Source organism: Larkinella soli, from assembly GCF_003703975.1.
GTDB classification, from domain to species: domain Bacteria; phylum Bacteroidota; class Bacteroidia; order Cytophagales; family Spirosomataceae; genus Larkinella; species Larkinella soli.
Genome location: NZ_QTJY01000005.1, coordinates 144,282 through 170,056 on the forward strand (window position 1 = coordinate 144,282; position 25,775 = coordinate 170,056).

A 25,775-nucleotide genomic window follows, 5' to 3' on the forward strand; every position below is an offset into this window, starting at 1 on the left:
GGAACGGTCGAACCTATCGGCAATCCGATTAACTTTACGGAATGTTGACTGTATTTATGAGATTAGCGTTCATACTCGGTTTCTGCTTCCTGTCCACAGCCGTTTTTGCCCAATCCCGTAAGCCCGTACCCAAACCGGCCGCCGCCGGCGCGGGCCAGAAGGTGTATGAACAATACTGCCTGACGTGCCACCAGGCCGACGGTTCGGGCGTACCGAACCTGAACCCGCCCCTGCGCCAGACCGACTGGGTGCAGGGCGAGAAAGCCCGGCTGATCAACGTGGTGCTGAAGGGGCTGCAGGAACCGATCGAGATCAACGGAGAAACGTATGACAACGTCATGCCCGCCCACGACTTCCTGTCCGACAAGGAGATCGCCGACGTGCTGACCTATGTGCGCAGTAATTTCGGCAACAAGGCCGAGGCCGTAACGGCCGACGAGGTGAAGAAGGTACGGGCGGCCAAATAATACCGGGATCGCCGTGGCGGGCCGGCAACCAAACCCTTGCTGATGATGAAGAAGGTAATTCTCTCTGCCCTGCTGGCCCTCGGGCCGGTCGCTGCCGCAACGGCCCAGAAGACGTCGCCGGTCGGCCTTCAGTTGTACAGTTTCCGTCAGGAATTCCCGAAGGACGTGGCCGGAACGATGGCCCGGGTGAAGGAGATGGGCTTCCGGGAAGTGGAACTGGCCGGAACCTACGGCCTGTCCCTGACCGACTTCCGCAAACTGCTGGATAAAAACGGCCTGAAAGCCGTCAGCACCGGGGCTTCCTTCGAGGACCTGGAAAAAAACGTACCGAAAATTCTGGAGGAAGCCCGGGCCTTCGGCGTGAAATACGTCATGTGCGCCTGGATACCGCACCAGGGGGACCGGTTTACCATCAACGACGCCCAGCGGGCCGTCGACGCTTTCAATACCGCCGGCAAATTACTGAGAGACAACGGCTTTTCGTTCTGTTACCACATCCACGGCTATGAATTCCAACCGTACCGGAACGGGACTTTCTTCGACTACATGATCGAGAACCTCGACCCGAAATATGTCAACTTCGAGATGGACGTGTTCTGGGTCAGACACCCCGGCCAGGACCCGGTCGCCCTGCTGAAGAAATATCCGAACCGGTTTCCGCTGATGCACCTGAAAGACCGCAGGCCCGGCACCCCGGGCAACGATACCGGCCATGTGGACGTGGAGTCGAACGTGACGCTGGGCCAGGGTGATCTCGGCATTGCCGAAATCATGAAACAGGCCCGAAAATCGGGGGTGAAGCACTATTTCATCGAAGACGAATCCTCGCGGGCGATGCAGCAGGTGCCGGAGAGCGTCGCCTTTCTCCGGACCGCCCTGTAGCGGTTGGCCGGGTTCGCTATTTCCAGTCGGGCCGGACCAGGAGCAGCATCCCCACGAACAGACCGTAGGTCAGCAGCGGCAGGGCCAGCATCCAGAGCACCATGACGCCCAGTTCGGGCTGCCCGTTGTTTTTCAGAAACATTGCCAGCCCGACGTCGCCGGTGCTGAGCAGCGTGGCCGACAGCAGGCTGCCGATGGAATCCGTCTTCCGCCGGAACCTCCGGTCGGACAGCATCTCGTAGACTGCATATAGAATGGCTGCTCCGTTGATGGCCGCCCCTGTCAGAAAAAACCAGTTCATCTCCCTTCGTAGTTGTGTTTACCGGAACGGTACAAAACTAAACCGGGCTGGGGCCGCAAGCCAGCCGGAATCAATACCGGGTTCGGATGGCTTGACAACAGGTCGGAAATGGCGGCCGTTCGACGGCGGCCGTCGAACGGCGAACGACGCCCGGCGGTTCAGAAACGGCTCATTTCCTTTTTGATCTGAGTCGGGGTGGCATTGGTCCAGGTTTTCAGGGCTTTGCGGAACGAGCTGGACTCAGTATAGCCCAGCACGTCGGCGATGGCCTGCACCTTGGCGTCGGTGTTCCGGATCATCCGGACGGCCAGTTCCTTTTTCAGTTGGCTGCACACCGCCCGGTAGCTACTGCCTTCTCCGGCCAGCCGGCGCTGGAACGACCGCAGGCTCAGGTTCATGTGCAGGGCGATCACCTCCACGGGCGGCACCTGCCCTTTAAAGTCCTGCATCAGCACGGACTGCACCTGGTCGGAGAACCGCATCGAACGCAGCACCTCCTTTTTCTTCTCGGCCAGCAGGTGGTTCAGCAGCGCATAAACCGAACGGTCGTAGTTGAGCAGGGGCGCTTCAAAGTCTTCCCGCCGGAACAGAAGCCGGTCGGTCGGGCAATTGAAGTGGAGCGGGCACTTAAAAATGCGTCGGTATTCGTCGGGGGAGCCGTTTTCGGGGTAGCTGAACTCGGCCCGCAGGGGTACGAGCTTCCGGCCGGTCAGCAGCCGGGCGATGCTGACGGAACTGGACATGGCCATTTCGACGGCGTGCCGGGCCGTCACCGGCGAGACGTTTTGCCACAACGGATCGACGCCGTAACTGTAGGCATACCCATCCCCCACCCGCTCCAGGTCGTAGGAAACCCATCCCGACAGCATCCGCTGGTGTTCACGCATCGCCAGAACCGCTTCCTTCATGGTCGGGCAGCTCTGGATCAGGTGACCGACCATGCCCAGCACGCCGGGCGTGTTCTGCTCGCCCAGATGCAGGCCGGCCACCTCGTCGCCGGTGGTCCGCAGGATTTCCTCCCACAACCGGGTAATCGGCTCGACGCCCGGAATCCGGCGCTCGGTGTCCGACAGGTCTTCGGGCCGCAGGCCCACGCCGTCACAGAGCCGCTGGAGGTCGGCGCCCCGGGCCGCAGCGTTGTAGATGATGTTGCGTATAATGTAAACCGTGGTGTACATCCGCTGGCTAAAATGGCATGAATTACCCCCTCTTTGGCGCAAATTACGACATCCGCGGCCGAATGGAAGGGCTTTCTTTGTGCTGATTATTAACCGGTAAGGGGGTCTTACCGTAAACAACAAATGCAAGATGAAAAAACGACTGAAAACGGCAGGCGTCCTGGTGGGGGCGGTCCTGCTTCTGGCGCTCGCCTACTACGCAAAAGCCTACCTCAGCACCGAAGCCCGGCGCCAGAAAGTGTATGCGGTCACCGCCGAACCGCTCCGGATCGAAGCCGACTCCGCCCTGCTGGCGACCGGAAAACGGCTCGTGACCGTGAAAGCCTGCGCCGATTGCCACGGCAGGGACCTCAGCGGCAAAGTGCTGCTGGACGACCCCCTCATGGGGCGGCTCGTGGCCCGCAACCTGACGAAGGGCAAAGGCGGCCTCCCGGCCGATTTCGACACGGAAGACTGGGTGATGGCCCTGCGGCACGGCCTGGGAAAAGACCGCAAGTCCCTGCTTTACATGCCCGCCCAGAACTTCAGCCGGCTCAGCGAAGCCGATCTGAAAGCCATCATCGCCTACTGCGCGCAGGTGCCGGCCGTCGACCGGGAACTGCCCGAAAGCCGCCTGGGACCGATTGGCCGGATCATGACCGACCTCGACAAAGTGCCGCTGTTTCCGGCCGAACTGGTGGATCATCACCTGCCCCTGAACCGGAACCTAAAACCGGCGGTGACGGTTCAGTACGGCCAGTACGTCGCGATGGTCTGTAGCGGCTGTCATCAACCCGACCTGAAAGGTGTCGGGCCGGCCAAAGACGGCAAGCCGACTCCGCCCGACATCACCTCGACCGGCCGGGCGGGCCGCTGGACCGAGCAGCAGTTTATCCGCACCCTGCGCACCGGTATCCGGCCCGACGGCCGCAAACTGGCCCCCGGTATGCCCTGGGCCATGACGAAGGAAATGACCGATACCGAACTGAGGGCGCTGCACCTTTATCTGAAATCGGTCTGAAGGGCCTGATCCGGAGGCCCCGGGCACGGCAAAATCTTGAGCAAGCGGTCGTCGGTTGTCATGTTTTACTACCTCCCGGGTCAGCGGCAGTCTATAGTTTTGCACCGTTGATGACCAACCGAAAAGTACCACACGACAAATACGATGAAAAAGCAGAAATTCCTCTTTGCCTGTATGCCCTTCGAAGGGCATTTCAACCCGCTGACGGCCCTGGCCGTTCATCTTAAAAGCCTCGGACACGACGTCCGCTGGTATGCCGGGGCCGGCTTTGCCGACGGCCTGAACCGCCTGGGTATCCGGCACTACCCGTTCCTGAAAGCCGTGGAACTGAACCAGAAGAACCTGGAGAAGCTCCTGCCCGAACGCAGCAAACACAAGGGCAAACTGGCGAAACTGAAATTCGACATCAAACACGCCTTTCTGGCCCGGGTGCCGGAATTTGTAGCGGATCTGGACGAAATCCGGGAAGATTTTCCGTTCGATATACTCGTCAGCGACTGCGCCTTCGGGGCTTCGCCCATCGCCCGCAAACGGTATGGGGTGCTGAGCGTCGTGATCGGCGTCATGCCGCTGATGCAGACCTCCTGCGACCTCGCCCCGACCGGCCTCGGCCTGACGCCCTCCCGTCATTTTCCGGGCCGCGTAATGCAGGCCGTCCTCCGGTGGGTCAACAAAAACATCATCTTCAGGGAATCGACGGAATACGCCAACCGGATCATGGAGTCGTTCGGCCTGCCGCCCTTCGAGGTGAGCATTTTCGACGCCCTCGTGCAGGACGCCGACCTGTATCTCCAGAGCGGTACGCCCGGCTTTGAGTACCAACGCAGCGATCTGGGCCGGAACATCCGGTTCGTGGGGCCGATGCTGCCCCATCAAAACGGCGCAAAGCATCCGTTCAGACATATCGAAAAGCTGAAAAAGCACTGCAAGGTCATCCTGGCGACGCAGGGCACCGTCGAGCGCGACCCCGGCAAGATTCTGGTACCGACGCTGGAAGCCTTCCGCAACACCGAATACCTGGTGGTGGCGACGACGGGCGGTTCGCAGACGGCCGAGCTGCGGGCGCGGTTTCCGGAGCCGAACGTCATCATCGAGGATTTCATCGACTTCAATTCCATCATGCCCCATGCCGACGTCTACGTGACCAACGCGGGCTACGGCGGGGTGATGCTCAGCATCTTGAACGAACTGCCGATGGTGACGGCCGGCGTTCATGAAGGGAAGAATGAGATTGCCGCCCGGGTCGGTTATTTCAAGCTGGGCGTCAACCTGAACACCGAACGCCCGACGGCCGCCCAGATCCGCCGGAGCGTCGAGCAGGTGCTGGCCGACAAGCAATACCGGAAAAACATGGTGGCCATGAGCGAAGAATTCCGGAAATACAACGCTGGCCTGCTCTGTGAGCAATACATCGCCGAACTGGTGGAAAGCCGCCGGATGCCGCAGCCGGAGGCAGAAATCACATTCTGATTTTCAATTAACTACATACCAAAAAAAGAAACCAGATACCGTGTGGTATCTGGTTTTCTGAATTTCCCAATAACCTAACCAATTATTCCTGTTTACTTATTTTTTAGCCGTGAAGGCCAGCGAAAGCTTGTCGCCCGTGTCGGGGTCGGTGCCGGAAATGTTGAAGATGATGTTGCTGCCGTCGGCGTCCCCGATGCGGTCACCACCGGCATACAGGCCGAATACCTTACCGGATTCGCGTACTTCGATGTCCATGTCTTCGATCAGGGCGATGGTGCCTTCGCCGTCCAGTTTCAGCGTCACGTCCATGGTAGCACCGGTCGAGGTTTTCTTGATGACGGCGGTTCCGGAAGCGACGGTTTTGCCGGCTTCCACCAGCGGCAGTTTCGGCAGTTCGAGTTCATCGGCGCCCTGCACGAAATGGAATGAGCTCATTTTGTAGCTGCCGGCGACGGATGAAATAGGATCTTTCGGTTCGGGCTGCGGATCGTTTTCTTTTTTGCAGGCTGCGAACGTCAGGAGTGCGAAGAGGAAGATAAGTACCTTTTTCATTAGTGTGTTGTTTGTGTGTTCGCTGCAAACTTAGCGCATGCACCGCCCCTGAAACAACCACCGTTTACATGAATCGGCAAATTGCCGGTTTGAATCGTTATCAATAGCGTTTGAAAGTGTAAATCATTCCTCCGCTATGGATCGTACCGAACGCGAAACCGGCTCAGATCGGGCGTTACCGGTCGCTTTCGTTTGACCTCATAGTCGAAAATGATCCGGCCGAGATTGGCCAGAAACGGAAACCCGACGGTCTGGTAGTCGTATTTGTCGTCGTTGAAAATGCCGTCCTCATTGCAGTAGATCACCGCCGAAAGCAGAAACTCCACGTTCCGGTCGAAATCGACGATGTAGGCATTGTCGATCAGGTAGCCGTAGGCATCACCGACCTTGTTGAAGATCCGGATTGAAGCCGGCATCCGGCTTTTCGTATCCCCGAACATCAGAAATTTGCAGTAGCTGTCGTAATAGGAGGTATCGTAACCGGGGTGCCTGGATTCGCGCGGCAGCTGCGAAAGGTACTGATACAGAAAACCGTAGTCGTCGGGCGTAAGGTCGAACTGCTTCCGGGCGGAAACGGCCTCCGGAAACAGTACCGCCCGCAGCATCTCCTGCTGATCTTCCAGCGACAGGAAATTCTTTTCCGTAAAATCGAAAGGCCGTCGGATCAGCGAATCGCCCCGCATGAACCCGGTTCCGCGCCGGATGGGCTGCTCCGGCCGGTAACTTCTGTCACAGATCTGCATGGGTTGCTCATACAGCACCTCCTGCGTGCCGTCCGGACGACGGTTGACGAACCGGACGGGGTTGGTGCGCCGGTTCTGTTCGGCCGTGAGCGGGATGCTGAGCCGGTGGACGATCCGCAGATCGCGGTAGCCTTTTTCATACAGGCCGTCGTTGAGTTCGCACGGCCCGATAAATTCATATAGCCGGTTGAAAGCGTCGTTGTCGCTCACCATCAGGATTTTCTTGGCATACTGTGCCACCGAGGGCATCCGGTCGACGTCGCTGGTGTCGGTCCGGACGGCGGTCTGGCCCGCATAGGCCGAGTCGGTCAGCATGGGCGAGTAGCGGGTCAGGGCCTGAAGCCGGTCGTCTTTCTTCTTCAGCCGGTTGATCTTTTCGAGCGCCATCAGAACGGCGGGCAGCTTGACGGTGCTGGCGGGGTAGAAATACCGGTCTTTATCGACCCGATAGCGGAAGGTCCTGAACGAAGGGTGGTTCTGGTCGTCACGGTTGATCTGGGTATACAGGATCTGCACGTCGTACTTCGCCGGATCGGCCAGTACCCGCCCGAACAGCTCGGGGCTTTTTTTCAGCAGGTCTTCCAGCAGCCGGTCGGTATGCTGCGCGCGGACCCGGCCGGCCGCCAGGACGAGCGCCAGGAGGCACAGCCACCCGATGGTGATCTTTTCCTTACAGAAAACGCTTCTCATAGAGGCAATCGGCTAAGGTTTCGAGGTCTTCGGGTTGGTGGAGGGCACTGAGAACGATCCGTGTGTTGGGTTTGTCGGTCGGTGAAGGATAGGCGAACGAGTAAATCAGAATCCGTTTCGTTAACAGAAACGAATATAACTCATCCTGCGGTGTATAAAAGACCGGATACTCGGGAATATGCTGAAACGGCCCACGATTCCCGACGATTTCCTCAAACCGCCGGACCGTCTGCCGCAATTTCCGGAAGGCGTGCGCATACAGATCACCGGACCGCCCGAAGGCGTCCAGATAAGCCGGGGCAATGGGTGAACAGGCTCCGAAGAAAGGCGTTTCGCGGATGGCTTTCAGCACGGACGGCTCCGCAAACACCACTCCGCCGGGCAGTCCCATCGCTTTCGCCAGCGAAGCCGTCACGATGAGCCGCACATCCGGCCGGTGCGGAATCAGCGAGCCGATGCCGCTCCCCTCGGGCCCGGCAACGCCCAGACCGTGGGAGTCATCCACCAGCAGCGTAATTTCCTGATCGGCCGGCAGGTCCCGGACCCACTCGAAGGAATACCCGACCGAGCGAACCGCATCCAGCGAGTTCAGGGCAATCACCAGCTTCTCCGAATGCGCGGAGGCCACCCGTTCCGGCAGCCGGGTGGCCCATTCGTCGAATGTCGCCGTCGGCAGGGCCTCCACCGGCTGCTGCCAGAGGGCCGGGTGGGTGTGCGGGGCATACAGAAAGCGGTAGCCCTGCCCCCGCAGCCAGTTGACGACCACCTGCCCGGCCATCATGCCGGAAGACAGCGTCAGGGCCGCCGGCGCCCCGGCGAACGCGGCCAGCCGGGCTTCGGCCTCCTCATACACCCCCAGCCGGAGGTTGCCGTTGCGTGACGAGCCGAACATGGTGCCGTAGCGGCCGAGCGATTCGGCCAGCAGGGCCTGAAAAGCCGGGTTCTGGGCGATGCCGAGGTAAGACGTCCCGCTGAAGAAAAGAAACTCCCGGCCGTCGAGCAGGATGGTCCGGCCAGGCAGATGGTCGATGGTATAGAAGTCGTTCATATCAGATCAGCCGGGCTCCCGTTCCGTTCTCGTCGGCGTACAGCACTTTGCCATAATCGAAGGTCACCCCCGAAGCCGGGTCGTGAGTGATCAGCAGCGTGCCGTCCATGTCCACATAGTCGAGCAGGGGCAGCAGCTGGGCGATGGCCGAGATGCCGACGCTGCTTTCATTCATGCAGCCGACCATGACCTTCAGGCCCAGCTCACGCGCCCGGGCGATCATGCGCCGGGCCGGGGTGAGTCCTCCGCATTTGGTCAGCTTGATATTGATGCCGTGAAACCGCCCTGCACACCGCTCGACGTCGCTCTCCACGATGCAGCTTTCGTCGGCGATCACCGGCAGCGCGCTTTCGGCGTAGACGCGCTCCTGGCCCGCCCGGTCGTCGGCCTTCAGGGGCTGTTCGATGAACTCCACGCCCAGATCTTTCAGGACCACGGCGTTTTTCAGGGTCGTTTCGGCATCCCAGGCGCAGTTGGCGTCCACCCGGAATACCGCATCGGTATGCCGCCGGAGTTCGCGCACGATGGCCAGGTCGTCGGCGGTGCCGAGTTTGATCTTGTAGAGCGGCCAGGGCAGTTCGCGCAGCTTGGCAACCATCGTTTCGACGCTATCGATACCGATGGTGTAGTTGGTGAGCGGGTTCCGCGAGGGGTCGAGACCCCAGAAGCGGTACAGGGGCAGGCCTGCCCGTTTGGCCGTCAGGTCGTGGGCGGCTTCATCGAGGGCGCACTGGGCAAACGGATGGTCGGCCAGAGCGGGGTGGGCCTGCTGCCAGAGGTCTTCGGCCGAAGCCCAGGCACCGGATTCGATCAGCGGCCGGATGCCTTCGAGGGCCGCCACCATCCGGTCGATCGTGTTGCCGTAATATTTGTTGGAGGTAGCCTCCCCGAAACCGCTCCAGCTGCCGTCGTTCAGTTCGACGATGAGGGTCGGCTGCACCGTCCGGGAGTCGTGGGCAATAGTGAAGGTATGTTTTAGCGGAAGATCGAATCGGTGAAAACGCAGCGAAACCGGCATAAGGGCATGGGTCGATGAATGGGCAAGTTAAAAAACTTCCGTTTGCGCACCGGTTTCCCGCTCCTTTATTGCCGGTTGCCGATCACCACGGCGGTCAGTTCCTCGGCTTTCCGCAATTCCTCCTCGACCTTGCGGTTCCAGCGTTCCTGCTCCGGCTGAACGATACCGTGCTGCGTTTCGCGGTCGTACTGCTCCTGCCAGCGGTTCATGTCGCGGTAGGCGTCGAGATACAGATACTGGATGCGGCTGTTGTAGTCGTCGATGTCCATGTCGTCGTCGGTGGCGATGCGCTGCTTGAACCGCTCGACGATGAGTTTGACGATGTCGAAGTGTTTCTGTTCGTGGCGCAGGCTATAGTCGTTCTGGATGCCGGGCCGCACCCACGACATACTTTTCACCATGAACGTCCGGAAGGTCAGTTCGACCTGGAGGTATCCGTTCACCCAGCGGCTGCGGCCTTCGTAGGAGAACGTCGGGTAGATGGCGGCCGCGTTCCGGCTTCCGCCCCGGGGTTCGCCCTGGAAGTCGGCCCAGGTCAGCGGGCGCAGGGGGCTGTAGAACACCGTATCGCTCGACGGCTTCTGGATGCTGTGGTCGATAAACACGAACCGGATGCCTTTCACCAGCGCCGGGCTTTTGTCGCGATTGACCCTGATCCAGTCGGACAGGTACTGCATGGCGCTTTCGAGCGCCTTCCGGGCCACGAACTCCAGCCGGTCGGTCTGCCCGAACGAGCGGGTGTAATGGGTGCGGGCGGTGTAGGTGGTCAGCTGGATGGGTTTCTGGTCGCGCAGGACGTCGAAGGCCAGTTCCAGGCGGCAGTGGCCCTCGGCCTGCTGGTCGTCCTTATTTTTCTCGTTGAAGGCAAAGCCGGTGATCCGGACGATGATCGGGACCCGCATCGAGTCGGGCCGGAAGCCGGCCCTTAGCAGGTCTTCGAACGCCTGGCCTACGTTCCCGGCGGCCCGCACCGGAATGGTCTCCTTCGGGCCGGCCAGAATCAGGCCGATGCTGGTGCCGACCCGGCGCTCGTCCACCACATTGAGCAGGGAAAAGGTCGCCGAGCGAATCGTGACCGGGTCTTTCTTCAGTTGAAGCACAGCCACCCCCTGCCCGGCCGCCGTCAGACAGGGAAGGAGGAAAAGCACTAAAAATTGCCGCAGTTTCACCTTGGGATAACACAAAAACCCGGTAGATGATTTACCGGGAAAGCGGTTTCCCCGCCCTTTCAGTAGAAATTCGCCCGGCTTATCGGAACGTGAATACCGGAAAACTTTCTCCGGCCGAAAATTCGGAGCGGTTCCGGGGCAGTTCGAGAAAGCCGTGGCAGCGCAGCAGGTTGGCGTAGTCCGCCGAGCCGCTGCCCGGCAGCGGCTCGGCCACCCACACTCCGTCGGCATCGACGGACAGGCTGACGGGCACGAAATACGTCAGTTGGGGCGCAAAGGTAAACGACCGCGAAAGCCGGGCCACCGGCGTCTCGTCGGGCGGCAGGCCCAGCGACCCCTTCAGCCAGGGCAGCAGGTACCGAATGGCGCACAGAAAGGTGGAAACGGGGTTGCCGGGCAGCCCAAAGGCCACCTTGCCTTCTGCGGAGGCTCCGAACCAGAGCGGTTTTCCGGGGCGCTGCGCCACCTGGTGGAAAATCTGCCGGATGCCCAGCCGACGCATCAGTTCAGGCACGAAGTCGGCCTTTCCGGCCGAGACGCCCCCGCTCAGCACCAGTGCATTGTAATCCCCGATGAACCGGGATACGGCGCTTTCCATGATGTCGACATCGTCGGGCATGTGAAACTTCATCGTCTGCGCACCGGCCGCCTGCAACACGGCTTCCAGCAGGAGCGTATTCGAGGTACGAATCTGGTACGGCTCCGGAGTGTCGGACACGCTGACCAGTTCATCACCGGTGGAAATCAGGGCAATACGGGGTCTGGCGGTCACCCGCAGCGTTCCCTTGCCGACCGACGAGGCCACCGCCATTTCGACCGGCCCCAGGCGGGTTCCGGCCGGGACGAGCGTTTCGCCCCGGCTGCGGTCGGCGGCCTGCCGGTGGACGTTCTGGCCGGGCGGCACGTCATCGATCAGCACCTGGGCTTTCCCTTCGGTTATTTTCACGTCCTCGTAACGGATCACCGTATCGGCCCCGACCGGAAGCATGGCGCCGGTCATGACTTCCAGACAACCGGTTTCGTCCTCCAGCGTCTGCTGCGGCTGCCCGGCCCGCTGCATCCCCGTCACGGTAAACACCCGCCGGCCGGAGTCGAACTGCCGGTGCTGAACGGCAATGCCGTCCATAGCGACCCGGTCGAAGGGCGGAAAGTCCCGGTCGGCCGTCAGCGGCTCACGCAGCACGCGGCCGGCGGCCTGATGGATGTAAATCTCTTCTTCCGGTAGAGTCAGCGCATGGCTCAGGATCAGGCTAAAGGCTTCGGGGACGGAAAGCATAGGACGTTTTTTCTGCAAAAGAAGGGGTTTTGGGGCATCAATCCTCGATCAGCACACCCATTTTGCCCATACGGAAATCGCGGTAGGCTTCCATGATCTGGATTTCGCTGTTCATCACGAACGGACCCTGGGCCAGAATGTTCTCGCCGATGGGCTCTCCCGACATCAGCAGGGCGCGGGTGTCTTCCAGCGCTTCGAGTGTGAGGCCTTCACCGTCGTTGGCCGGAACGACCAGGTAACGGGGTCCCACCTCGCCGAAGTCACCGACCCGCAGTTTACCGTCGAGCAGGTAGACGAAGGCGTTGTGGTTCGGCGGAAGCGGAAGGTAAATTTTCCCGCCGGCTCTTAAATACAGCGTCGCCGAGTTGATGGGCGTGAAGGTCGGGATGGGCCCTTTCAGACCCAGCAGCTCGCCGGTGACGACGTTGACCGTCACTTTGCCGTCCTCACTGGTCACGGAAGGCGTTTCTTCCTTCGTCAGCGGGTAGTAGGTCGGCGGGTCCATTTTATGGGCGGCCGGCGTGTTGACCCACATCTGAATGATTTCCTGCTCGTCGCTCAGCGGGCGTTCGCTGTGGATGATGCCCATGCCGGCGTTCATCCATTGCGTACCTCCCTCCGACACGCTTCTGTCGTTTCCCCGGCTGTCGCGGTGGCGTACCCCACCCTTGAAAACGAACGTCACGGGTGAAAAGCCGCGGTGCGGGTGCGGCCCGACCCCGGCATGGTCGGGCCGTTCATGATCTTTCAGGAAGCTGTGGCCGTGGTGCAGCAGCACGAAGGGATCGTGGTACGACAGGCGACCGGAAGGCAGGGGTTGGCGAACCCGGAGTTCGCCCATGCTCATGAGCGGAGCCGGGACGATCTGGTGGATGGTGCGTTCAGTTTTCATCGTTATTAAGATGTTATTACATTTTATGTATATACATTAACTATTTCGAAATAATTTCTGGTTTTCTTCTTTGGGCGGTATATCCGGGTATACCGTCACAACCAATAAAAATACTATCTTTGAAAGAAGGGCGTTTGCCGACGGCGTATGAAATTCATTCTCACTCTTCTTTCCGGAATCCTCCTGCTGGCTACGGCCGGCCGGGCGCAACTGGTCGTGGAGGTGGTCCGGCATCCCCCGTTGAACCAGTCGGGGCCGGGCCTTTTCATTGCGGGCGAGTTCAACAACTGGAACCCCGGCGATCCGGCCTATCAGCTCACCCAACGGGATAACGGCGTCTACTTCATCGAGTTACCCGATACGCTCCAGCATTTCGAATACAAGTATACGCAGGGAAGCTGGACGGCCGTCGAGGGCATGGCCGACGGGTCCCTGCGCCCCAACCGGGTTTATGACCGCCGGACGGCCCGCTCTCCGGCTCTGGTCCGGGACACCATCACGGCCTGGGAACGAAAACCGGGTTATCAGTTCGTCGTGACGGAACTGCCGGGAAATACGCCGGTAGATGCGCGGCTTTATATCTCGGGAAACTTCAATGAATGGGATGCGGGCGACGAACAATACCGGCTTCGGAAGCAGGTGGACGGCACCTACCGCGTCACGGTGCACACCGACCTGCCCCAACTCGAATACAAGTTTACGCGGGGAAGCTGGGAAATGGTCGAGGGCAGCGAAAACGGCAAAGCCCTGCCCAACCGGCTTCTCAACCGCTACGACGACATCGACAACAAGGCCATCGAAATCCGGATTCAGAGCTGGGAAGACCTGTCGGGGACGTTCAACTTCTTCTCGATCTACGATCTGCTGCTGCTTTTCTCGGCTTTTCAGGGCTTTCTTCTGCTCTTTTTCATCCCCTCCATCCAGAATTACAACCGGGCGGCCAACCGCTGGCTGGTGATTCTGATGGGCGTTTCGTCGCTGCTGGTGCTCATCCGGGTAGTGAGCAGTTTTCGGGAGGTGGCGCAGATTTACACCAAGATGCTGCTGCTGCCCGACTTCCTGTACTTCGTTTATGCCCCGCTGTTCTACATCTACGTTCAGAAGCTACTTTTCAAGCCCAGCCGGCTGAGTTCGCGCTGGCCCTACCACTTCATTCCGGCGGCCGTTCAGCTGCTGGCCTACATGCCGCTCTTTCTGATGGAGAGCAGGAAATTTCAGCACAAGATCGTCAACCAGACGGCGGACGTCACGGCGCTGTTTCTGGTTACGGGTCTGGCCGGGCTGATCTTCAACGGTCTGTACTGGCTCCGCTGCCGCCGGATGATCGAAGAATACAAACGGCAGTACCAGAGCAGCCTTTCCTACGAACAGAACGTTCATTATTTCAATACGGTGCTGGTCATTCAGGCGGTCTGTCTGGTGCTGTGGCTGTTTACGTTCCTGCTGCTAGGCGTGGGTCAGGGCTTCCGGTTCGACGTGGCGACCATCGCCGGGCGCAGCGTCGACACGATCTGGCTGGCCTTCTCGACCATCGTGTATTTCCTCGGCTATTTCGCCATCCACCAGCCGGAGATTTTCAAGGTGCGGCAGTTTCCGGCCGACGAACCGCCCCGGCCCGGACCCGGCCCCGAAACGGACCCGGCCGCCCCTGATACCGAAGCGGTCCCGACGGTTGTTTCCGCCCCGGCGGCCTATGCGGCTCCGCAGCCCGAACCGGAGGAGGACCTCGAACCGGTGATGCAGCAGGTGGAAGCCTACATGAAGCGGCACAAGCCTTATACCAACCCCAGCCTGACCATCAACGAACTCGCCGGCAAACTCAAGATGCAGCCGCATCAGCTGTCGCGGGTGATCAACGACGGGTTCGACAAGAACTTTTTCGACTTTATCAATTACTACCGCGTGGAGGAACTGAAGCAGTGCATGGACGACCCGCGGTTCCGGCATTATACGCTGCTGAGCCTGGCCTACGAGGTCGGCTTCAACTCCAAGACTTCCTTCAACCGGGCCTTCAAAAAGCTGACTCAACAGACCCCCAGCGAATACTTCCAGGCCGTGAAAGAGTAAAAAATCCGGGCTTCTTTTTTCCGGTTGTGGTGCCAACTTCAAAAAGTGGCACCTCAAATTTCCTATACAAACTGTTGACTACCAATAATGTATCCTGAGAACCGGTCCTAAAAACCGGGCGGAGCCGAGCCCGGCAAAGTGGGGCGACTCAAGCCGCATGGATCTCTACTTTTGTCCCGTTCGTCTTACCGATCTATGATAAAGAAGTATCGCTAAAGGTGTCAATCGAAAGGCCGGACGACACTCCCATCAACAAACGCTTTCATTCAGTGCTAATCCTATGAGAAACGGGCATAGCGGGTCTTTCCCGCTATGCCCTTGTTTTACGCGCGAACCAAACCTATGCACCGGCCCGGAGGTTTACTGCTCAGTTTTGCATTCTTTTGGCTTATGATTCATCCCGCTCCGGCCCGGACGGCTTCCCGTACCTCCTCCCCTTCTCCCGGCAGTACCGGCGTTCATTACGAGATTTTCGTCCGCGCGTTCTGCGATTCCAACGGCGACGGCATCGGCGACCTGAACGGCGTCACCTCCCGGCTCGACTACCTTCAGGACCTGGGCGTTTCGGCCCTCTGGCTCATGCCCGTCAACCCGTCGCCGAGTTACCATAAATACGACGTAACCGACTATTACGGGATCGATCCGGAATACGGCACCCTCGATGATTTCAAACGGCTGGTGGATGAAGCCCACCGGCGCGGGATCCGGGTGATCATGGACTTTGTGATCAACCATACCAGCAGCCGGCACCCCTGGTTTCAGGAAGCCTGCAAAAGCCGCGAGAACCCCTACCACGACTGGTATGTCTGGATGACCCGCCAACAGATTGACTCCCTCAACATCGCCACCCGGGAGATCACGGCCGATTCGCAGGAACGCAGCCCCTGGCACGCGGTGCCGGGCGCGCCTTTCCCTGAACGCTATTACGCGCTGTTCTGGAGCGGAATGCCGGACCTGAACTACGACCACCCGGCCGTCCGGAAGGAAATTTATAAAGCCGGGGCCTACTGGCTGAAAGAGATCGGCGTGGACGGGTTTCGGCTCGATGCCGCCCGCCATATCTACCCCGACTGGGAGGAGCCGAAGAACCATCAGTTCTGGGAAGAATTCGGCCGCGAGATGGAAGCCGTCAAACCGGGAGCCTACACGGTGGGCGAGGTCTGGACGAGCGCCGAGCGCATCGCCCCCTACTTCCGCGGGCTAAAGGCAAACTTCAATTTCGACCTGAGCCTGGCCCTCCAGGAACTGATCCCGAAGGAACGCGATTCGGTCGAGATCGTGCGGATGCTACTGCACAATCGCTCCGTCTTCGAGCAGGTGAACCCGAATTTCCTCGACGCCATCATGCTCACCAATCACGACCAGAACCGCATCGGCAGCGTGCTGAAGGGCAACGCCGACCATCTCAAAGTGGCGGCCAACCTCCTGCTGACGCTCCCCGGCAACCCGTATCTGTATTACGGCGAGGAGATCGGCATGCTGGGCATGAAACCGGACGAAAACATTCGGGAGCCGTTTCTCTGGGACGAAAAAGGCCGCGATACCGGGCGCAGCCGCTGGCGCAGGCCCAAATTCTCGACCGACAGTACGGTGGTTCCGCTGGCCCGGCAGCAGGCCGACCCGCACTCCCTGTTCCACCATTACCGCCGGCTGATCCACTTCCGCAACGGCCACCCCGTCCTGAACGACAACCGAAGCCGGCTGGAGGGCAGTGAGATCCGCCAGAAGGGCGTGATCGCGTTCCACCGCCGGTCCGGCGACCGTTCCGTGCTGGTGCTCCACAACCTGACCAAACGCGGCATGGACGTGCTGCTGTACCCGGCGGCCGAAGCCGAGGGCAAAAAGATCGTTCTGGATACGCAGGGAAAAGCCCGGCTGATCAAAGGCGGCAAACTGCGGCTGCCCGCCTACGGGTGCGTGGTGCTGGAGGATAAATAATAGAGAGCTACTCGAGGTCAACCACTACCAGTCCCTCTACTCTTGAGAAATGCTTTACATTTAAAGTGGCAAGCTGCATATCATACACTAGAGCAGTTGCCGCAATGGCCATATCGGCAAAACCGATCTGTTGATTTTTCCGTACCAAGTCTCGTTTAATTTTTGCGGTCGTCACGGCGACTTCGTCGCCAAAAGGCAACAAGACAACCGATTCGAACAAACTGGCCCAAAACTCATCCTGAAGTGATGAACTCCCAACGATAATTTCGTACTTGGTCAGCGCGGAAACGGCAATGTCCGGATACCGCTTTATCAACCTGAAGAACGCGGTTTTCGTTTTTTCCGATTTCCTGAAATAATCAATCAGAATGCTGGTATCAATCAGGATCATGCTCGCCGGTTTGGTCTAACTCAGCCCGATTCTGAAGGTACTGGTCGTAGTCGGAGGCCGTCCAGGTGGGGCCATTCAGCAACAAATGCTCTAGCTTACCGGCCCGGCTTTTTCCCTCCTTTTGTTCCGTCAATGCAATCAGCTTTAAATCAGCCAGATCCTTTAACAGCCGGACTGCTTTCGGATTCAATATCTGCACAGAAAAAGTCTGCATATCCCAATCGTTTGGCGCAAATAAGTCATTTGACGGATAACAAACAATAAGCTCCAGGGGCTCACCTCCCCTTCGCTTCTTTCTTGAAAACCAGGTTCCAGCCGAAGATCAGGAACAGGGCCAGGAAGAACAGGGGCAGCAGCACCTTGAAGCGGTCGCCGGCATACCCCACGGGCATGAAATCGTCCAGTGCCGGGTCATACAGAACCTCAAGGCGGTCTTTGGGCTTCAGCCGGTCGTAATCCTGCTCCCCGATGGGGATGATCCGGGTCTGGTTCCGATACCGGAAGGAAGCCTCGTAGCGGTACTGGCGGAAGGAACTGGAACGGGTGCGGGACCGGCGGCTCAGGCTGTGCCGGTCGGTGCCTTCCACCGTAACGGTCATCGGGCGGCCGTTGTCACGCAGCCGGTTCCAGTAGTTGTAATACTGAATGGTGTCGTAGGTGAAGAACACGGCCAGCGCCCCCAGCACCAGTACCAGCAGGCCCCGGGCCAGGATCGTGATGAAGGTCCAGCCGGTCAGCAGCACCAGCAGGCTGCCCGCGAAAAAAAAGATGAAACAAACGGCCAGGATGACTCCGCCCAGCAGTTTGTGTTCCAGACTCAGCCCCTTCGTCGTGCTCCATTCGATGAGCGGTGAAACCACCCGGCTGGGGGGCCGTTCGACGTGAATCTGGCGAAACTGATCCAGCTGCGGGTGGTAAAGCAGCCGGACCCGGTCGCCGACGCTCACCCAGGCGGTATCGAACACATACCGGGTCGTATAGGTTTTGCCCTGATACGGGAAGTGGATGTAATGGCTGTTGCCGATGCGGTCCCGCCAGTCGTGCTGTTCGTAGGTGGTTTCCGACACCTTCACCTGAACCATCTTTCCTTCCCGGATGAAGCGGTTCTGGAGCTTTTCGTCCTCATAAAAATACCAGATCAGCCAGGCCGCGCCCGCCGAGACGGCGATCATGACCAGCGCAAAGACGATCTGGTAGAGTTTGCCAAGGAAATGAAGGATTCGGCCAAACATGAATGCTGTCGTCGGACGGTAACCCGGCTAAAAATAAGGAAGTTACCGAAGAAATCAGCAATACCGGCAAAATCCAAGACGCAGCAGGCCGAACAACAGCAGCCAGCCGGCGACCGGCAGGAGCATCAGCCGGGGTTCCGGGCGGGCGTCGGTCGGCAGAAACGCTTCCTCCGCCGGATCGTAGAGGACCTTCACCCGGTCCGCGGGTTTCAGCCGCCGGAAGTCGTCTTCCGTGATCCGGACCGTTTGGGGGCGGTTCTTGTACAGAAAACGGGCCTGATACCGATACGTCTGCGTCCGGTTCCGGAAGGAGCCGCGCCCGGCCGGCTTCCGGCTGAGGCCGGTAACCGTTACTTCCAGCGTTTGTCCTTGCCGCCGGACCCTCCGGTGGCCGAGGGTTTCCCGCAGGGCCTCTTCCGTTAAAAACAGCGTACAGGCCCCCATCAGAAGGAGCAGGAAGCAGGAAAAGCGGCCGGAAGCAGACCGGCCTGCGGAGGACAGGAGCGGAAACATGGTCGGAGATAGTTAAAGTTGGTACCGAATCGGCTCCCTTCTATCTGCCTGTTTCTAAAAAGGTTAACAGGTCATGAACCGCTATTCCGAAAAAACCGGCCCGAAACCGGACGGACCGGGATTTTGAAACCGTCCCTCAGACGCTATCTTTGCCAAACTTTTCCCTGCGCTCCGCCATGCAACAACTCAGCGTCCGACACCTGCTGGGCATTAAAAACCTGACCGAAAACGACATCCAACTGATTCTGGATACGGCCCGCGAGTTTAAAGACGTCATCAACCGACCCATCAAGAAAGTACCCTCGCTGCGGGACATTACGATTGCCAACGTTTTTTTTGAGAATTCGACCCGCACGCGGCTGTCGTTCGAACTGGCGGAGAAGCGGCTTTCGGCCGATGTGGTCAACTTTTCGGCCTCGGGCAGCTCGGTGAAAAAGGGGGAAACGCTGCTCGATACGGTCAATAACATTCTGGCGATGAAGGTGGACATGATCGTCATGCGCCACAGCAGCCCCGGCACTCCGCACTACCTGTCGGGACGGATCAAAGCCAACGTGGTCAACGCGGGCGACGGCACGCACGAACACCCCACCCAAGCCCTGCTCGACTCGTTTTCCATCCAAGACAAACTGGGCGACGTGGCCGGCAAACGCATCGCCATCATCGGCGACATTCTGCACTCCCGGGTGGCGCTTTCCAATATCTTCTGCCTTCAGAAACAGGGGGCCGAGGTGATGGTGTGCGGCCCCACGACGCTGATTCCCAAATACATCGGTCAGCTGGGCGTCAAGGTTTCGCACGACGTGCGGGAGGCCCTCAGCTGGTGCGACGTAGCCAACGTGCTCCGGATTCAGCTCGAACGGCAGCAGATCAAATACTTCCCTTCACTGCGGGAATATTCGCTTTATTTCGGCATCAACAAAAAAATGCTCGACGAGCTGGACCGGCCCATCGTACTGATGCACCCCGGCCCCATCAACCGGGGCGTCGAACTGACGTCGGATGCCGCCGACTCCCACCATTCCATCATTCTCGATCAGGTCGAAAACGGCGTGGCCGTCCGGATGGCGGTGCTGTACCTGCTGGCCCAGCTCTGACCGACCCGACCGTTACATCGCATCCGCTTTATAGGCATACACCCAGGCGGCCGACTTTGCGCTCCGCTTCAGGAAAAACGGCAGGATCAGGTCCCGGAACCAGAGGGCTATGGGATGCGTGACGGCCTTGCGGCTGCCGATCCGACGGGCCTGCTGCACCAGCTTTTCGACCCGCTCCCGGCGACGGCTCTGAAACAGTGCAAACGCCCCCTCGAAATCCGGTACCTCCCGCAGGCATCGGGCCAGCACGGCGGCATCCTCCAGCGCCAGCGAGGCTCCCTGCCCGGCATGGGGCGAGGTGGCATGAGCCGCATCCCCGATCAGGCAAACCGGCCCCTTATGCCATCGGGGCAGGGAAGGCAGGTCGTAAATTGGCCACCGCCCGATCCCGGACGACATGGCCCGCAGAATGGCCGGAATCGGCTCCGGGTCCTCGCCGTGCCGTTCCAGAAGCAGGTCTTTCCATGGCCCGTCCGGAACCGCTCTGCGTTCCTCCTCCGCCGGTTCGTCAGACACCGCCACGTTGCTGAACCAGTATACTTCTCCGTCCGGTTTGGCCAGATAGCCGAAAAATGCCTTCTTTCCGAACGTCATGTGCATGTACCCCGACGACCACAGGGCCGGATGGCAGCGCACGAAACCGCCACAATCCACCAGCCCGGTATAAGACGGCTCGGGGGCGGCCGGAAAGGTAAGCCGGCGCGTGCGGGAGTGAATACCGTCGCAGCCGATCAGCATGTCTCCTTCGGCGGTGGTGCCGTCGGCGAAATGGGCCGTCACGCCCTGAAAGCCCGTGGGCCGGATGTCGGTAAGTTTTTTGCCGTAATGCACCGGAATATTCCGGCGGAGCACTTCCTCCCGCAGCACTTTCTGCAGCTGCCCCCGTTTGATGACCACGCTGCGGCTGCCGAACCGGTCCGCTTCCCCCTCGTTTTCGACCACGCCCAGCCGACGGCCCTCTCCGTTGAAGAACATCATGCCTTTGACGGGAAAGCCCCCGGTTTCCACCGGCTGACCGATTCCCAGGGATTTCAGCACGTTCATGCCGTTGGGGGCCAGATTCAGAAAGGCACCGGCTTCGTCCTCCGGACCGGGCCGGGCTTCGTAGATTTCGGATTCGATACCGGCTTTTTGCAGAAACAGGGCCAGCGCCGGGCCGGCAATGCCGCTGCCGATGATGAGCGCTTTGCGGGGAGAGGTCTTCATGGATCGTCGTTTGGAAGCATCAAAAGTAGACGTGCACCGGAGAGCAGTCACGCCCTTGTTCGCCAACGCCGGTTTTTAGCCGACGGGCCGACGATTTCGGCGGATTAATCGACGACCTTTTGCCGTTACCTGCCGATTTTTTTTAGCTTTAGCCCCTCACTTCAAACCATATCCAAAACCATGAATCCCACGAAAACCGCCCTGGTCCTGATCGAGTACCAGAATGACTTCACCTCCCCCGGAGGCACCCTGCACGACGCCGTCAAGGGCGTCATGGAATCCACGAACATGCTGGAAAACACGAAGGAGCTGGTGCAGAAGGCCCGCGAGATGGGAGCCACCGTAATCCACTCGCCCATCAGCTTTCACGACGGTTATTATGAGATCACGGCGCACCCCTACGGGATTCTGAAAGGCGTCGTCGACAGTAAGTCGTTCCGGAAAGGCACCTGGGGTGTCGAGATCATCGACGAACTGAAACCGCAGCCGGGCGACATCGTTCTGGAAGGCAAGCGCGGCCTCGACGCCTTCGCCAGCACCAACCTTGACTTCATCCTGCGCAGCAAAGGCATCGACACCATCGCCCTCGGCGGCTTCCTGACCAACTGCTGCGTCGAGTCGACCATGCGGTCGGGCTACGAAAAAGGTTTCGAAGTGGTTACCCTCACCGACTGCACGGCCACACTGAGCGAGGAGGAGCAGAAATTCGCCTGTGAGAAAAACTACCCCATGTTCTCCAAACCTATGACCCACACGCAGTTCCTGGAAGAACTCACCGGCGAAACGGTTTCGGAGGTAGAGACGCGGGGGTATACCGCCTGAACCACCCCCCGACCCCCTCCTTGGTAAGGAGGGGGAGTGCTCCGCCACTTCCACGTACCGCGAAGCCACCCCCTCCTTGGTAAGGAGGGGGCCGGGGGGTGGTTTCATAGACTCCGTCTATAATCCATAAAAACAATTGATTTTTTCAATTACCGGCAACCATTTACTTTTAGCGCTCCATCTAACTACTCCCACTCATGAGCGACGAAAGCAAAAAGTTAACCACTGCCTCCGGACGTCCCTACTTCGAGAACGAAAACACCCAGTCGGCCGGACCGCGCGGTCCGCTGTTGCTGCAGGACTACATTCTGCACGAGAAAATGGCGCACTTTAACCGGGAGCGGATTCCGGAACGCGTCGTTCACGCCAAGGGGTCAGGCGCTTTCGGTACCTTCACCGTCACCCACGACATCACCAGGTACACGCGGGCAAAGCTGTTCAGCCAGGTCGGGAACCAGTGCCGGGTGCTGCTGCGCTTCTCCACCGTCGGCGGGGAGAAAGGCTCGGCCGATACCGAGCGCGATCCGCGCGGCTTTGCGGTCAAGTTCTATACCGAAGACGGCAACTGGGACCTCGTGGGCAACAACACACCGGTCTTTTTCGTGAAAGACCCCAAGAAGTTCGGCGACTTCATCCATACCCAGAAACGCGACCCGCGCACCAACTGCAAGTCGCCGACGATGATGTGGGATTACTGGTCGCTGAACCCCGAATCGCTCCACCAGGTGCTGATTCTGATGAGCGACCGCGGAACGCCCTACAGCTACCGCCACCTGAACGGCTACGGCAGCCACACGTTCAGCCTCATCAATGCCGGTAACCACCGGGTGTACGTCAAATTCCACTTCAAGACCCTCCAGGGCATCAAAAACTTCAGCAGCGAAGAAGCCACCGAGATGAAGGGCAAAGACCCGGACCATGCCCAGCGCGACCTGGTCGAAGCCATCGACCGGGGCGAATTCCCGCGCTGGAGCATGAAGATCCAGGTCATGACCGAGGAGCAGGCCCGCAGCTTCGCCTTCAACCCGTTCGACCTGACCAAAATCTGGCCGCACGCCGACTACCCGCTCATCGACGTCGGAACGCTGGAACTGAATGAGGTGCCGGCCAACTACTTCGCCGAGGTGGAGCAGTCGGCTTTTGCCCCGGCCCACATCGTCGACGGCATCGGCTACTCGCCCGACAAGATGCTCCAGGGACGGCTGCTTTCCTACCCGGATGCCCACCGCTACCGCCTGGGGGCCAATTACGAGCAGATTCCGGTCAACCGCTGCCCGTTCGCGGTCAACAACTATCAGCGTGACGGCGCCATGCGGGTCGACGGAAACGGCGGCAGCTCGCCCAACTACTGGCCCAACTCGTTCGACAGCATCCGGGCCGACCCGTCGTACCGGGAGCCGGCCCAGACGCTCGAATCGACGCTGGCCGACTGGTTCGACCGCAATGCGCCGGGCGAAGACGACCACTACACCCAGCCGGGCTGGCTCTACCGCAAGGTGATGAACGACGTCGACCGGCTGCACCTCGTCCAGAACATCGTGGGCAGCATGAAGGGCATCGAAGGGCCGAAGAAGTCGGACATCATCAACCGGCAGCTCTGCCACTTCTTCCGCGCCGACGTGCAGCTGGGGCTTTCCATCGCCCAGGGCCTCGGCGTCGACGTAGCGGACTTCATGCCGTCGCTCACCACGAACCGGGTTGGTGCGTAATTCACCCTAATCCATAGTAGTCACCCGAAAGCGCGGACAGATTTGTCCGTGCTTTTTTTTAACTTACTTCGTCAACATTTCACTTTGTGAGTCCATGAAAAAATTACCCTTCCTTTGCGTTGCCGTGTGGTTGGCACTGGCATCGGCGGCCACCGCCCAGATGCCGGCCCTCATCGACCGCCAGCTGATTTTCGGCGACCCGGAAATTACCGGCGCCAGACTCTCGCCCGACGGGGTCTATATGTCTTTCATCAAACCGTATAAGGGCACGCGCAACGTCTGGGTCAAGAAACGCGAAGAACCGTTTACGGCCGCCAAACCGGTCACCTCCGATACGACCCGCCCGATCGGCAACTATTTCTGGTCGCGCGACGGGAAGTACGTGCTGTATGTGCAGGACAAGGGCGGAAACGAGAACTTCAATATTTACGCCGTCAACCCCGCCGAGCCGCTCAAAACCGGGCAGGACGTGCCGGCGGCCCGCAACCTGACCGATGCGCAGGGCGTCCGGGCGGTGATCTACAACGTCCCGAAAACCGACCCCAACGCGCTGTACATCGGCCTGAACAACCGCGACAAAGCCTGGCACGATCTCTACAGACTGAACCTGACCACCGGCGAGAAAACGCTCGTCCGCCAGAACGACGACCGCATCACCGGCTGGGTGTTCGACTGGAACGACAAGCTCCGGCTGGCGACGCGCAACGCCCCCGACGGCAGCTCGGAAATCCTGCGGGTCGACGATACCGGCATGACGAAAATCTATTCGACCAATATTTTCGAATCCAGCTATCCGGTCGGCTTCCACAAAGACAACCAGCGGTTTTATCTCGTCACCAATAAGGGCGACCTGGACCTGACGCAGCTGATGCTGATGGACCCGGTGTCGATGAAGGAGCGACTGGTGGAGAGCGATCCGATGCGCCGGGTGGATTTCGACGGCATCGCCCTCTCTGAATTGACGAAAGAACCGATTTTTACGACCTACGTCGACGACCGTCTGCGCCGGTACTGGAAAGACAAGACGTATGAAAAAGACTTCGAGGAAATCCGGAAAGAACTGCCCGGCGTCGATATTTACTTCGGCTCCTCCACGGCCGACGAGCGGTTCTGGCTGCTCTCGGCCACGAGCGACACCGACCCCGGCGCCACCTTTCTGTTCGACCGCAAAACCAAGGAGCTAACCTTTCAATACCGCCCCCGCCCGAAGCTGCCGATCAACGATCTGGCCATGATGACGCCGGTGCGGTATAAGTCGTCGGACGGTCTGGACATCCCGGGCTACCTGACCCTGCCGAAGGGCCTCGAACACAAAAACCTGCCGACGGTGATCGTACCGCACGGCGGTCCGTGGGGCCGCGACAACTGGGGCTACAATTCCCTCCACCAGTTTCTGGCCAACCGGGGTTATGCCGTCCTGTCGATGAACTTCCGGTCCTCGACCGGTTTCGGCAAAAAATTCCTGAACGCCGGCAACAAGCAGTGGGGCGAAAAAATGCAGGACGACATCACCTGGGGCGTCAAGTACCTGATTCAGCAGGGCATCGCGGACCCCAAACGCATCGGCATCATGGGCGGCTCCTACGGCGGCTACGCCACGCTGGCCGGTCTGGCCTTCACGCCCGACCTGTATGCGGCCGGGGTCGCCATCGTGCCTCCGTCCAACATCATCACCCTGCTGAACGCCATTCCGCCCTACTGGGAATCGGTCCGCAAAACGTTCTACGAACGCATGGGCGACCCCAACACGCCCGAAGGCAAGGCCCAGCTGATGCGGCAGTCGCCCCTGAACTCGGCCGATAAGATCAAGTCTCCGCTGATGGTGGTGCAGGGGGCCAACGACCCGCGCGTCAACAAGGCCGAGTCCGACCAGATCGTGATTGCCCTGCGGGAACGCGGCTTCCCGGTCGAGTACCTGCTCGCCCCCGACGAAGGCCACGGATTCGCCCGGCCCGTCAACAACATGGCGATGCTCGCGGCCGCGGAGAAATTCCTGGCGAAGCACCTCGGCGGCCGTTTCCAGGAATCCATGCCCGAAAACGTAGCCAAACGGCTGAAAGAAATTACCGTCGACGTCAAAACCGTGCAGCTGGCGGAGAAGAAGTAAAACCGGC

General features: G+C 59.7%; 24 protein-coding genes. 10 read left to right on the plus strand and 14 right to left on the minus strand.

The genetic code is table 11. From position 1 onward, the window contains the following. The first annotated feature begins 56 nt into the window (after positions 1-56). Positions 57-467: a c-type cytochrome gene (locus tag DX909_RS14385; RefSeq protein ID WP_128545879.1), complete on the plus strand. Its 411-nt coding sequence runs from the start codon at positions 57-59 to the stop codon at positions 465-467. 45 nt (positions 468-512) lie between these two features. Next, on the plus strand, positions 513-1,349 hold the full coding sequence (locus tag DX909_RS14390; protein ID WP_128546031.1) for a sugar phosphate isomerase/epimerase family protein: 837 nt from the start codon (positions 513-515) through the stop codon (positions 1,347-1,349). A gap of 16 nt (positions 1,350-1,365) precedes the next feature. On the opposite strand, the gene DX909_RS14395 is transcribed toward DX909_RS14390, so the two are convergent. Both DX909_RS14395 and DX909_RS14400 read right to left on the minus strand, forming a co-directional pair. After that, entirely contained in the window at positions 1,366-1,650 is a 285-nt protein-coding gene (locus tag DX909_RS14395) for a hypothetical protein (RefSeq protein WP_128545880.1), read from the minus strand. A gap of 158 nt (positions 1,651-1,808) precedes the next feature. After that, positions 1,809-2,828 carry an AraC family transcriptional regulator gene (locus DX909_RS14400; RefSeq protein ID WP_128545881.1) on the minus strand — a complete coding sequence of 340 codons (1,020 nt, stop codon included), beginning with the start codon at positions 2,826-2,828 and terminating at the stop codon, positions 1,809-1,811. Positions 2,829-2,958: 130 nt separating this feature from the next. On the opposite strand from DX909_RS14400, the gene DX909_RS14405 reads away from it, so the two are divergent. Together DX909_RS14405 and DX909_RS14410 are read left to right on the plus strand one after the other, a co-directional pair. After that, a complete protein-coding gene (locus DX909_RS14405) occupies positions 2,959-3,828 on the plus strand; it encodes a c-type cytochrome (protein ID WP_128545882.1) in 870 nt (289 codons plus the stop codon). A 144-nt stretch (positions 3,829-3,972) separates the two neighbouring features. Next, a complete protein-coding gene (locus tag DX909_RS14410) occupies positions 3,973-5,298 on the plus strand; it encodes a glycosyltransferase (RefSeq protein ID WP_128545883.1) in 1,326 nt (441 codons plus the stop codon). 96 nt (positions 5,299-5,394) lie between these two features. Here DX909_RS14410 and DX909_RS14415 read toward each other — a convergent pair whose 3' ends face one another. The 7 genes from DX909_RS14415 to DX909_RS14445 form a co-directional block, all read right to left on the minus strand. Further along, the gene (locus DX909_RS14415; protein WP_128545884.1) at positions 5,395-5,850 is read right to left on the minus strand and encodes a hypothetical protein; all 456 of its coding nucleotides are present in this window, start codon (positions 5,848-5,850) and stop codon (positions 5,395-5,397) included. A gap of 134 nt (positions 5,851-5,984) precedes the next feature. Beyond that, entirely contained in the window at positions 5,985-7,283 is a 1,299-nt protein-coding gene (locus DX909_RS14420) for a serine hydrolase (protein WP_128545885.1), read from the minus strand. Beyond that, complete coding sequence (locus tag DX909_RS14425; RefSeq protein ID WP_128545886.1) at positions 7,264-8,331, minus strand: aminotransferase class I/II-fold pyridoxal phosphate-dependent enzyme; 1,068 nt, start codon at positions 8,329-8,331, stop codon at positions 7,264-7,266. The genes DX909_RS14420 and DX909_RS14425 overlap by 20 nt, the downstream gene beginning before the upstream one ends. A 1-nt stretch (position 8,332) precedes the next feature. Next, on the minus strand, positions 8,333-9,349 hold the full coding sequence (locus DX909_RS14430) for a dipeptide epimerase (RefSeq protein ID WP_128545887.1): 1,017 nt from the start codon (positions 9,347-9,349) through the stop codon (positions 8,333-8,335). Positions 9,350-9,414: 65 nt separating this feature from the next. Further along, entirely contained in the window at positions 9,415-10,497 is a 1,083-nt protein-coding gene (locus DX909_RS14435) for a DUF922 domain-containing protein (RefSeq protein WP_128545888.1), read from the minus strand. A 100-nt stretch (positions 10,498-10,597) separates the two neighbouring features. After that, complete coding sequence (locus DX909_RS14440) at positions 10,598-11,794, minus strand: molybdopterin molybdotransferase MoeA (RefSeq protein WP_128545889.1); 1,197 nt, start codon at positions 11,792-11,794, stop codon at positions 10,598-10,600. 37 nt (positions 11,795-11,831) lie between these two features. Further along, entirely contained in the window at positions 11,832-12,686 is an 855-nt protein-coding gene (locus tag DX909_RS14445) for a pirin family protein (RefSeq protein ID WP_128545890.1), read from the minus strand. A gap of 147 nt (positions 12,687-12,833) precedes the next feature. Here DX909_RS14445 and DX909_RS14450 point away from each other — a divergent pair, with 147 nt between their 5' ends. Then, positions 12,834-14,753: a helix-turn-helix domain-containing protein gene (locus DX909_RS14450; protein WP_128545891.1), complete on the plus strand. Its 1,920-nt coding sequence runs from the start codon at positions 12,834-12,836 to the stop codon at positions 14,751-14,753. A 390-nt stretch (positions 14,754-15,143) separates the two neighbouring features. Further along, positions 15,144-16,691, plus strand: a complete 1,548-nt coding sequence (locus DX909_RS14455) for an alpha-amylase family glycosyl hydrolase (protein ID WP_128545892.1) — start codon at positions 15,144-15,146, stop codon at positions 16,689-16,691. Positions 16,692-16,698: 7 nt separating this feature from the next. Here DX909_RS14455 and DX909_RS14460 read toward each other — a convergent pair whose 3' ends face one another. The 4 genes from DX909_RS14460 to DX909_RS14475 all read right to left on the minus strand — a co-directional run bounded on the left by DX909_RS14460 (position 16,699) and on the right by DX909_RS14475 (position 18,827). After that, entirely contained in the window at positions 16,699-17,082 is a 384-nt protein-coding gene (locus tag DX909_RS14460) for a type II toxin-antitoxin system VapC family toxin (RefSeq protein ID WP_128545893.1), read from the minus strand. After that, the gene (locus DX909_RS14465; RefSeq protein ID WP_128545894.1) at positions 17,069-17,296 is read right to left on the minus strand and encodes a hypothetical protein; all 228 of its coding nucleotides are present in this window, start codon (positions 17,294-17,296) and stop codon (positions 17,069-17,071) included. Before DX909_RS14465 ends, DX909_RS14460 begins: the two co-directional genes overlap by 14 nt. Positions 17,297-17,357: 61 nt before the next feature. Next, positions 17,358-18,314 carry a hypothetical protein gene (locus DX909_RS14470; RefSeq protein ID WP_128545895.1) on the minus strand — a complete coding sequence of 319 codons (957 nt, stop codon included), beginning with the start codon at positions 18,312-18,314 and terminating at the stop codon, positions 17,358-17,360. A 54-nt stretch (positions 18,315-18,368) separates the two neighbouring features. Continuing rightward, positions 18,369-18,827, minus strand: coding sequence for a DUF3592 domain-containing protein (locus DX909_RS14475; RefSeq protein WP_128545896.1), 459 nt, complete (start codon positions 18,825-18,827; stop codon positions 18,369-18,371). Between the two features lie 176 nt (positions 18,828-19,003). Between DX909_RS14475 and DX909_RS14480 the strand changes: the two genes are divergently transcribed. After that, a complete protein-coding gene (locus tag DX909_RS14480; RefSeq protein ID WP_128545897.1) occupies positions 19,004-19,924 on the plus strand; it encodes an aspartate carbamoyltransferase catalytic subunit in 921 nt (306 codons plus the stop codon). A 12-nt stretch (positions 19,925-19,936) separates the two neighbouring features. On the opposite strand, the gene DX909_RS14485 is transcribed toward DX909_RS14480, so the two are convergent. After that, positions 19,937-21,130 (minus strand): FAD-dependent oxidoreductase, encoded by a 1,194-nt coding sequence (locus DX909_RS14485; protein ID WP_128545898.1) that lies wholly within the window; start codon positions 21,128-21,130, stop codon positions 19,937-19,939. Positions 21,131-21,310: 180 nt separating this feature from the next. Between DX909_RS14485 and DX909_RS14490 the strand changes: the two genes are divergently transcribed. The 3 genes from DX909_RS14490 to DX909_RS14500 all read left to right on the plus strand — a co-directional run bounded on the left by DX909_RS14490 (position 21,311) and on the right by DX909_RS14500 (position 25,768). Next, positions 21,311-21,952 carry a cysteine hydrolase family protein gene (locus DX909_RS14490; protein ID WP_128545899.1) on the plus strand — a complete coding sequence of 214 codons (642 nt, stop codon included), beginning with the start codon at positions 21,311-21,313 and terminating at the stop codon, positions 21,950-21,952. A 197-nt stretch (positions 21,953-22,149) separates the two neighbouring features. Further along, the gene (locus tag DX909_RS14495; RefSeq protein WP_128545900.1) at positions 22,150-23,661 is read left to right on the plus strand and encodes a catalase; all 1,512 of its coding nucleotides are present in this window, start codon (positions 22,150-22,152) and stop codon (positions 23,659-23,661) included. 94 nt (positions 23,662-23,755) lie between these two features. Next, a complete protein-coding gene (locus tag DX909_RS14500) occupies positions 23,756-25,768 on the plus strand; it encodes a S9 family peptidase (protein WP_128545901.1) in 2,013 nt (670 codons plus the stop codon). Positions 25,769-25,775 lie beyond the last annotated feature (7 nt).

Coding starts and splice junctions, on each gene's coding strand:
- DX909_RS14495 (WP_128545900.1), top strand. CDS start 22,150: ATGAGCGACGAAAGCAAAAAGTTAACCACTGCCTCCGGACGTCCCTAC.
- DX909_RS14500 (WP_128545901.1), top strand. CDS start 23,756: ATGAAAAAATTACCCTTCCTTTGCGTTGCCGTGTGGTTGGCACTGGCA.
- DX909_RS14440 (WP_128545889.1), bottom strand. CDS start 11,794: ATGCTTTCCGTCCCCGAAGCCTTTAGCCTGATCCTGAGCCATGCGCTG.
- DX909_RS14410 (WP_128545883.1), top strand. CDS start 3,973: ATGAAAAAGCAGAAATTCCTCTTTGCCTGTATGCCCTTCGAAGGGCAT.
- DX909_RS14460 (WP_128545893.1), bottom strand. CDS start 17,082: ATGATCCTGATTGATACCAGCATTCTGATTGATTATTTCAGGAAATCG.
- DX909_RS14425 (WP_128545886.1), bottom strand. CDS start 8,331: ATGAACGACTTCTATACCATCGACCATCTGCCTGGCCGGACCATCCTG.
- DX909_RS14480 (WP_128545897.1), top strand. CDS start 19,004: ATGCAACAACTCAGCGTCCGACACCTGCTGGGCATTAAAAACCTGACC.
- DX909_RS14400 (WP_128545881.1), bottom strand. CDS start 2,828: ATGTACACCACGGTTTACATTATACGCAACATCATCTACAACGCTGCG.
- DX909_RS14450 (WP_128545891.1), top strand. CDS start 12,834: ATGAAATTCATTCTCACTCTTCTTTCCGGAATCCTCCTGCTGGCTACG.
- DX909_RS14395 (WP_128545880.1), bottom strand. CDS start 1,650: ATGAACTGGTTTTTTCTGACAGGGGCGGCCATCAACGGAGCAGCCATT.
- DX909_RS14430 (WP_128545887.1), bottom strand. CDS start 9,349: ATGCCGGTTTCGCTGCGTTTTCACCGATTCGATCTTCCGCTAAAACAT.
- DX909_RS14475 (WP_128545896.1), bottom strand. CDS start 18,827: ATGTTTCCGCTCCTGTCCTCCGCAGGCCGGTCTGCTTCCGGCCGCTTT.
- DX909_RS14390 (WP_128546031.1), top strand. CDS start 513: ATGAAGAAGGTAATTCTCTCTGCCCTGCTGGCCCTCGGGCCGGTCGCT.
- DX909_RS14490 (WP_128545899.1), top strand. CDS start 21,311: ATGAATCCCACGAAAACCGCCCTGGTCCTGATCGAGTACCAGAATGAC.
- DX909_RS14385 (WP_128545879.1), top strand. CDS start 57: ATGAGATTAGCGTTCATACTCGGTTTCTGCTTCCTGTCCACAGCCGTT.
- DX909_RS14405 (WP_128545882.1), top strand. CDS start 2,959: ATGAAAAAACGACTGAAAACGGCAGGCGTCCTGGTGGGGGCGGTCCTG.
- DX909_RS14415 (WP_128545884.1), bottom strand. CDS start 5,850: ATGAAAAAGGTACTTATCTTCCTCTTCGCACTCCTGACGTTCGCAGCC.
- DX909_RS14465 (WP_128545894.1), bottom strand. CDS start 17,296: ATGCAGACTTTTTCTGTGCAGATATTGAATCCGAAAGCAGTCCGGCTG.
- DX909_RS14485 (WP_128545898.1), bottom strand. CDS start 21,130: ATGAAGACCTCTCCCCGCAAAGCGCTCATCATCGGCAGCGGCATTGCC.
- DX909_RS14420 (WP_128545885.1), bottom strand. CDS start 7,283: ATGAGAAGCGTTTTCTGTAAGGAAAAGATCACCATCGGGTGGCTGTGC.
- DX909_RS14470 (WP_128545895.1), bottom strand. CDS start 18,314: ATGTTTGGCCGAATCCTTCATTTCCTTGGCAAACTCTACCAGATCGTC.
- DX909_RS14445 (WP_128545890.1), bottom strand. CDS start 12,686: ATGAAAACTGAACGCACCATCCACCAGATCGTCCCGGCTCCGCTCATG.
- DX909_RS14455 (WP_128545892.1), top strand. CDS start 15,144: ATGATTCATCCCGCTCCGGCCCGGACGGCTTCCCGTACCTCCTCCCCT.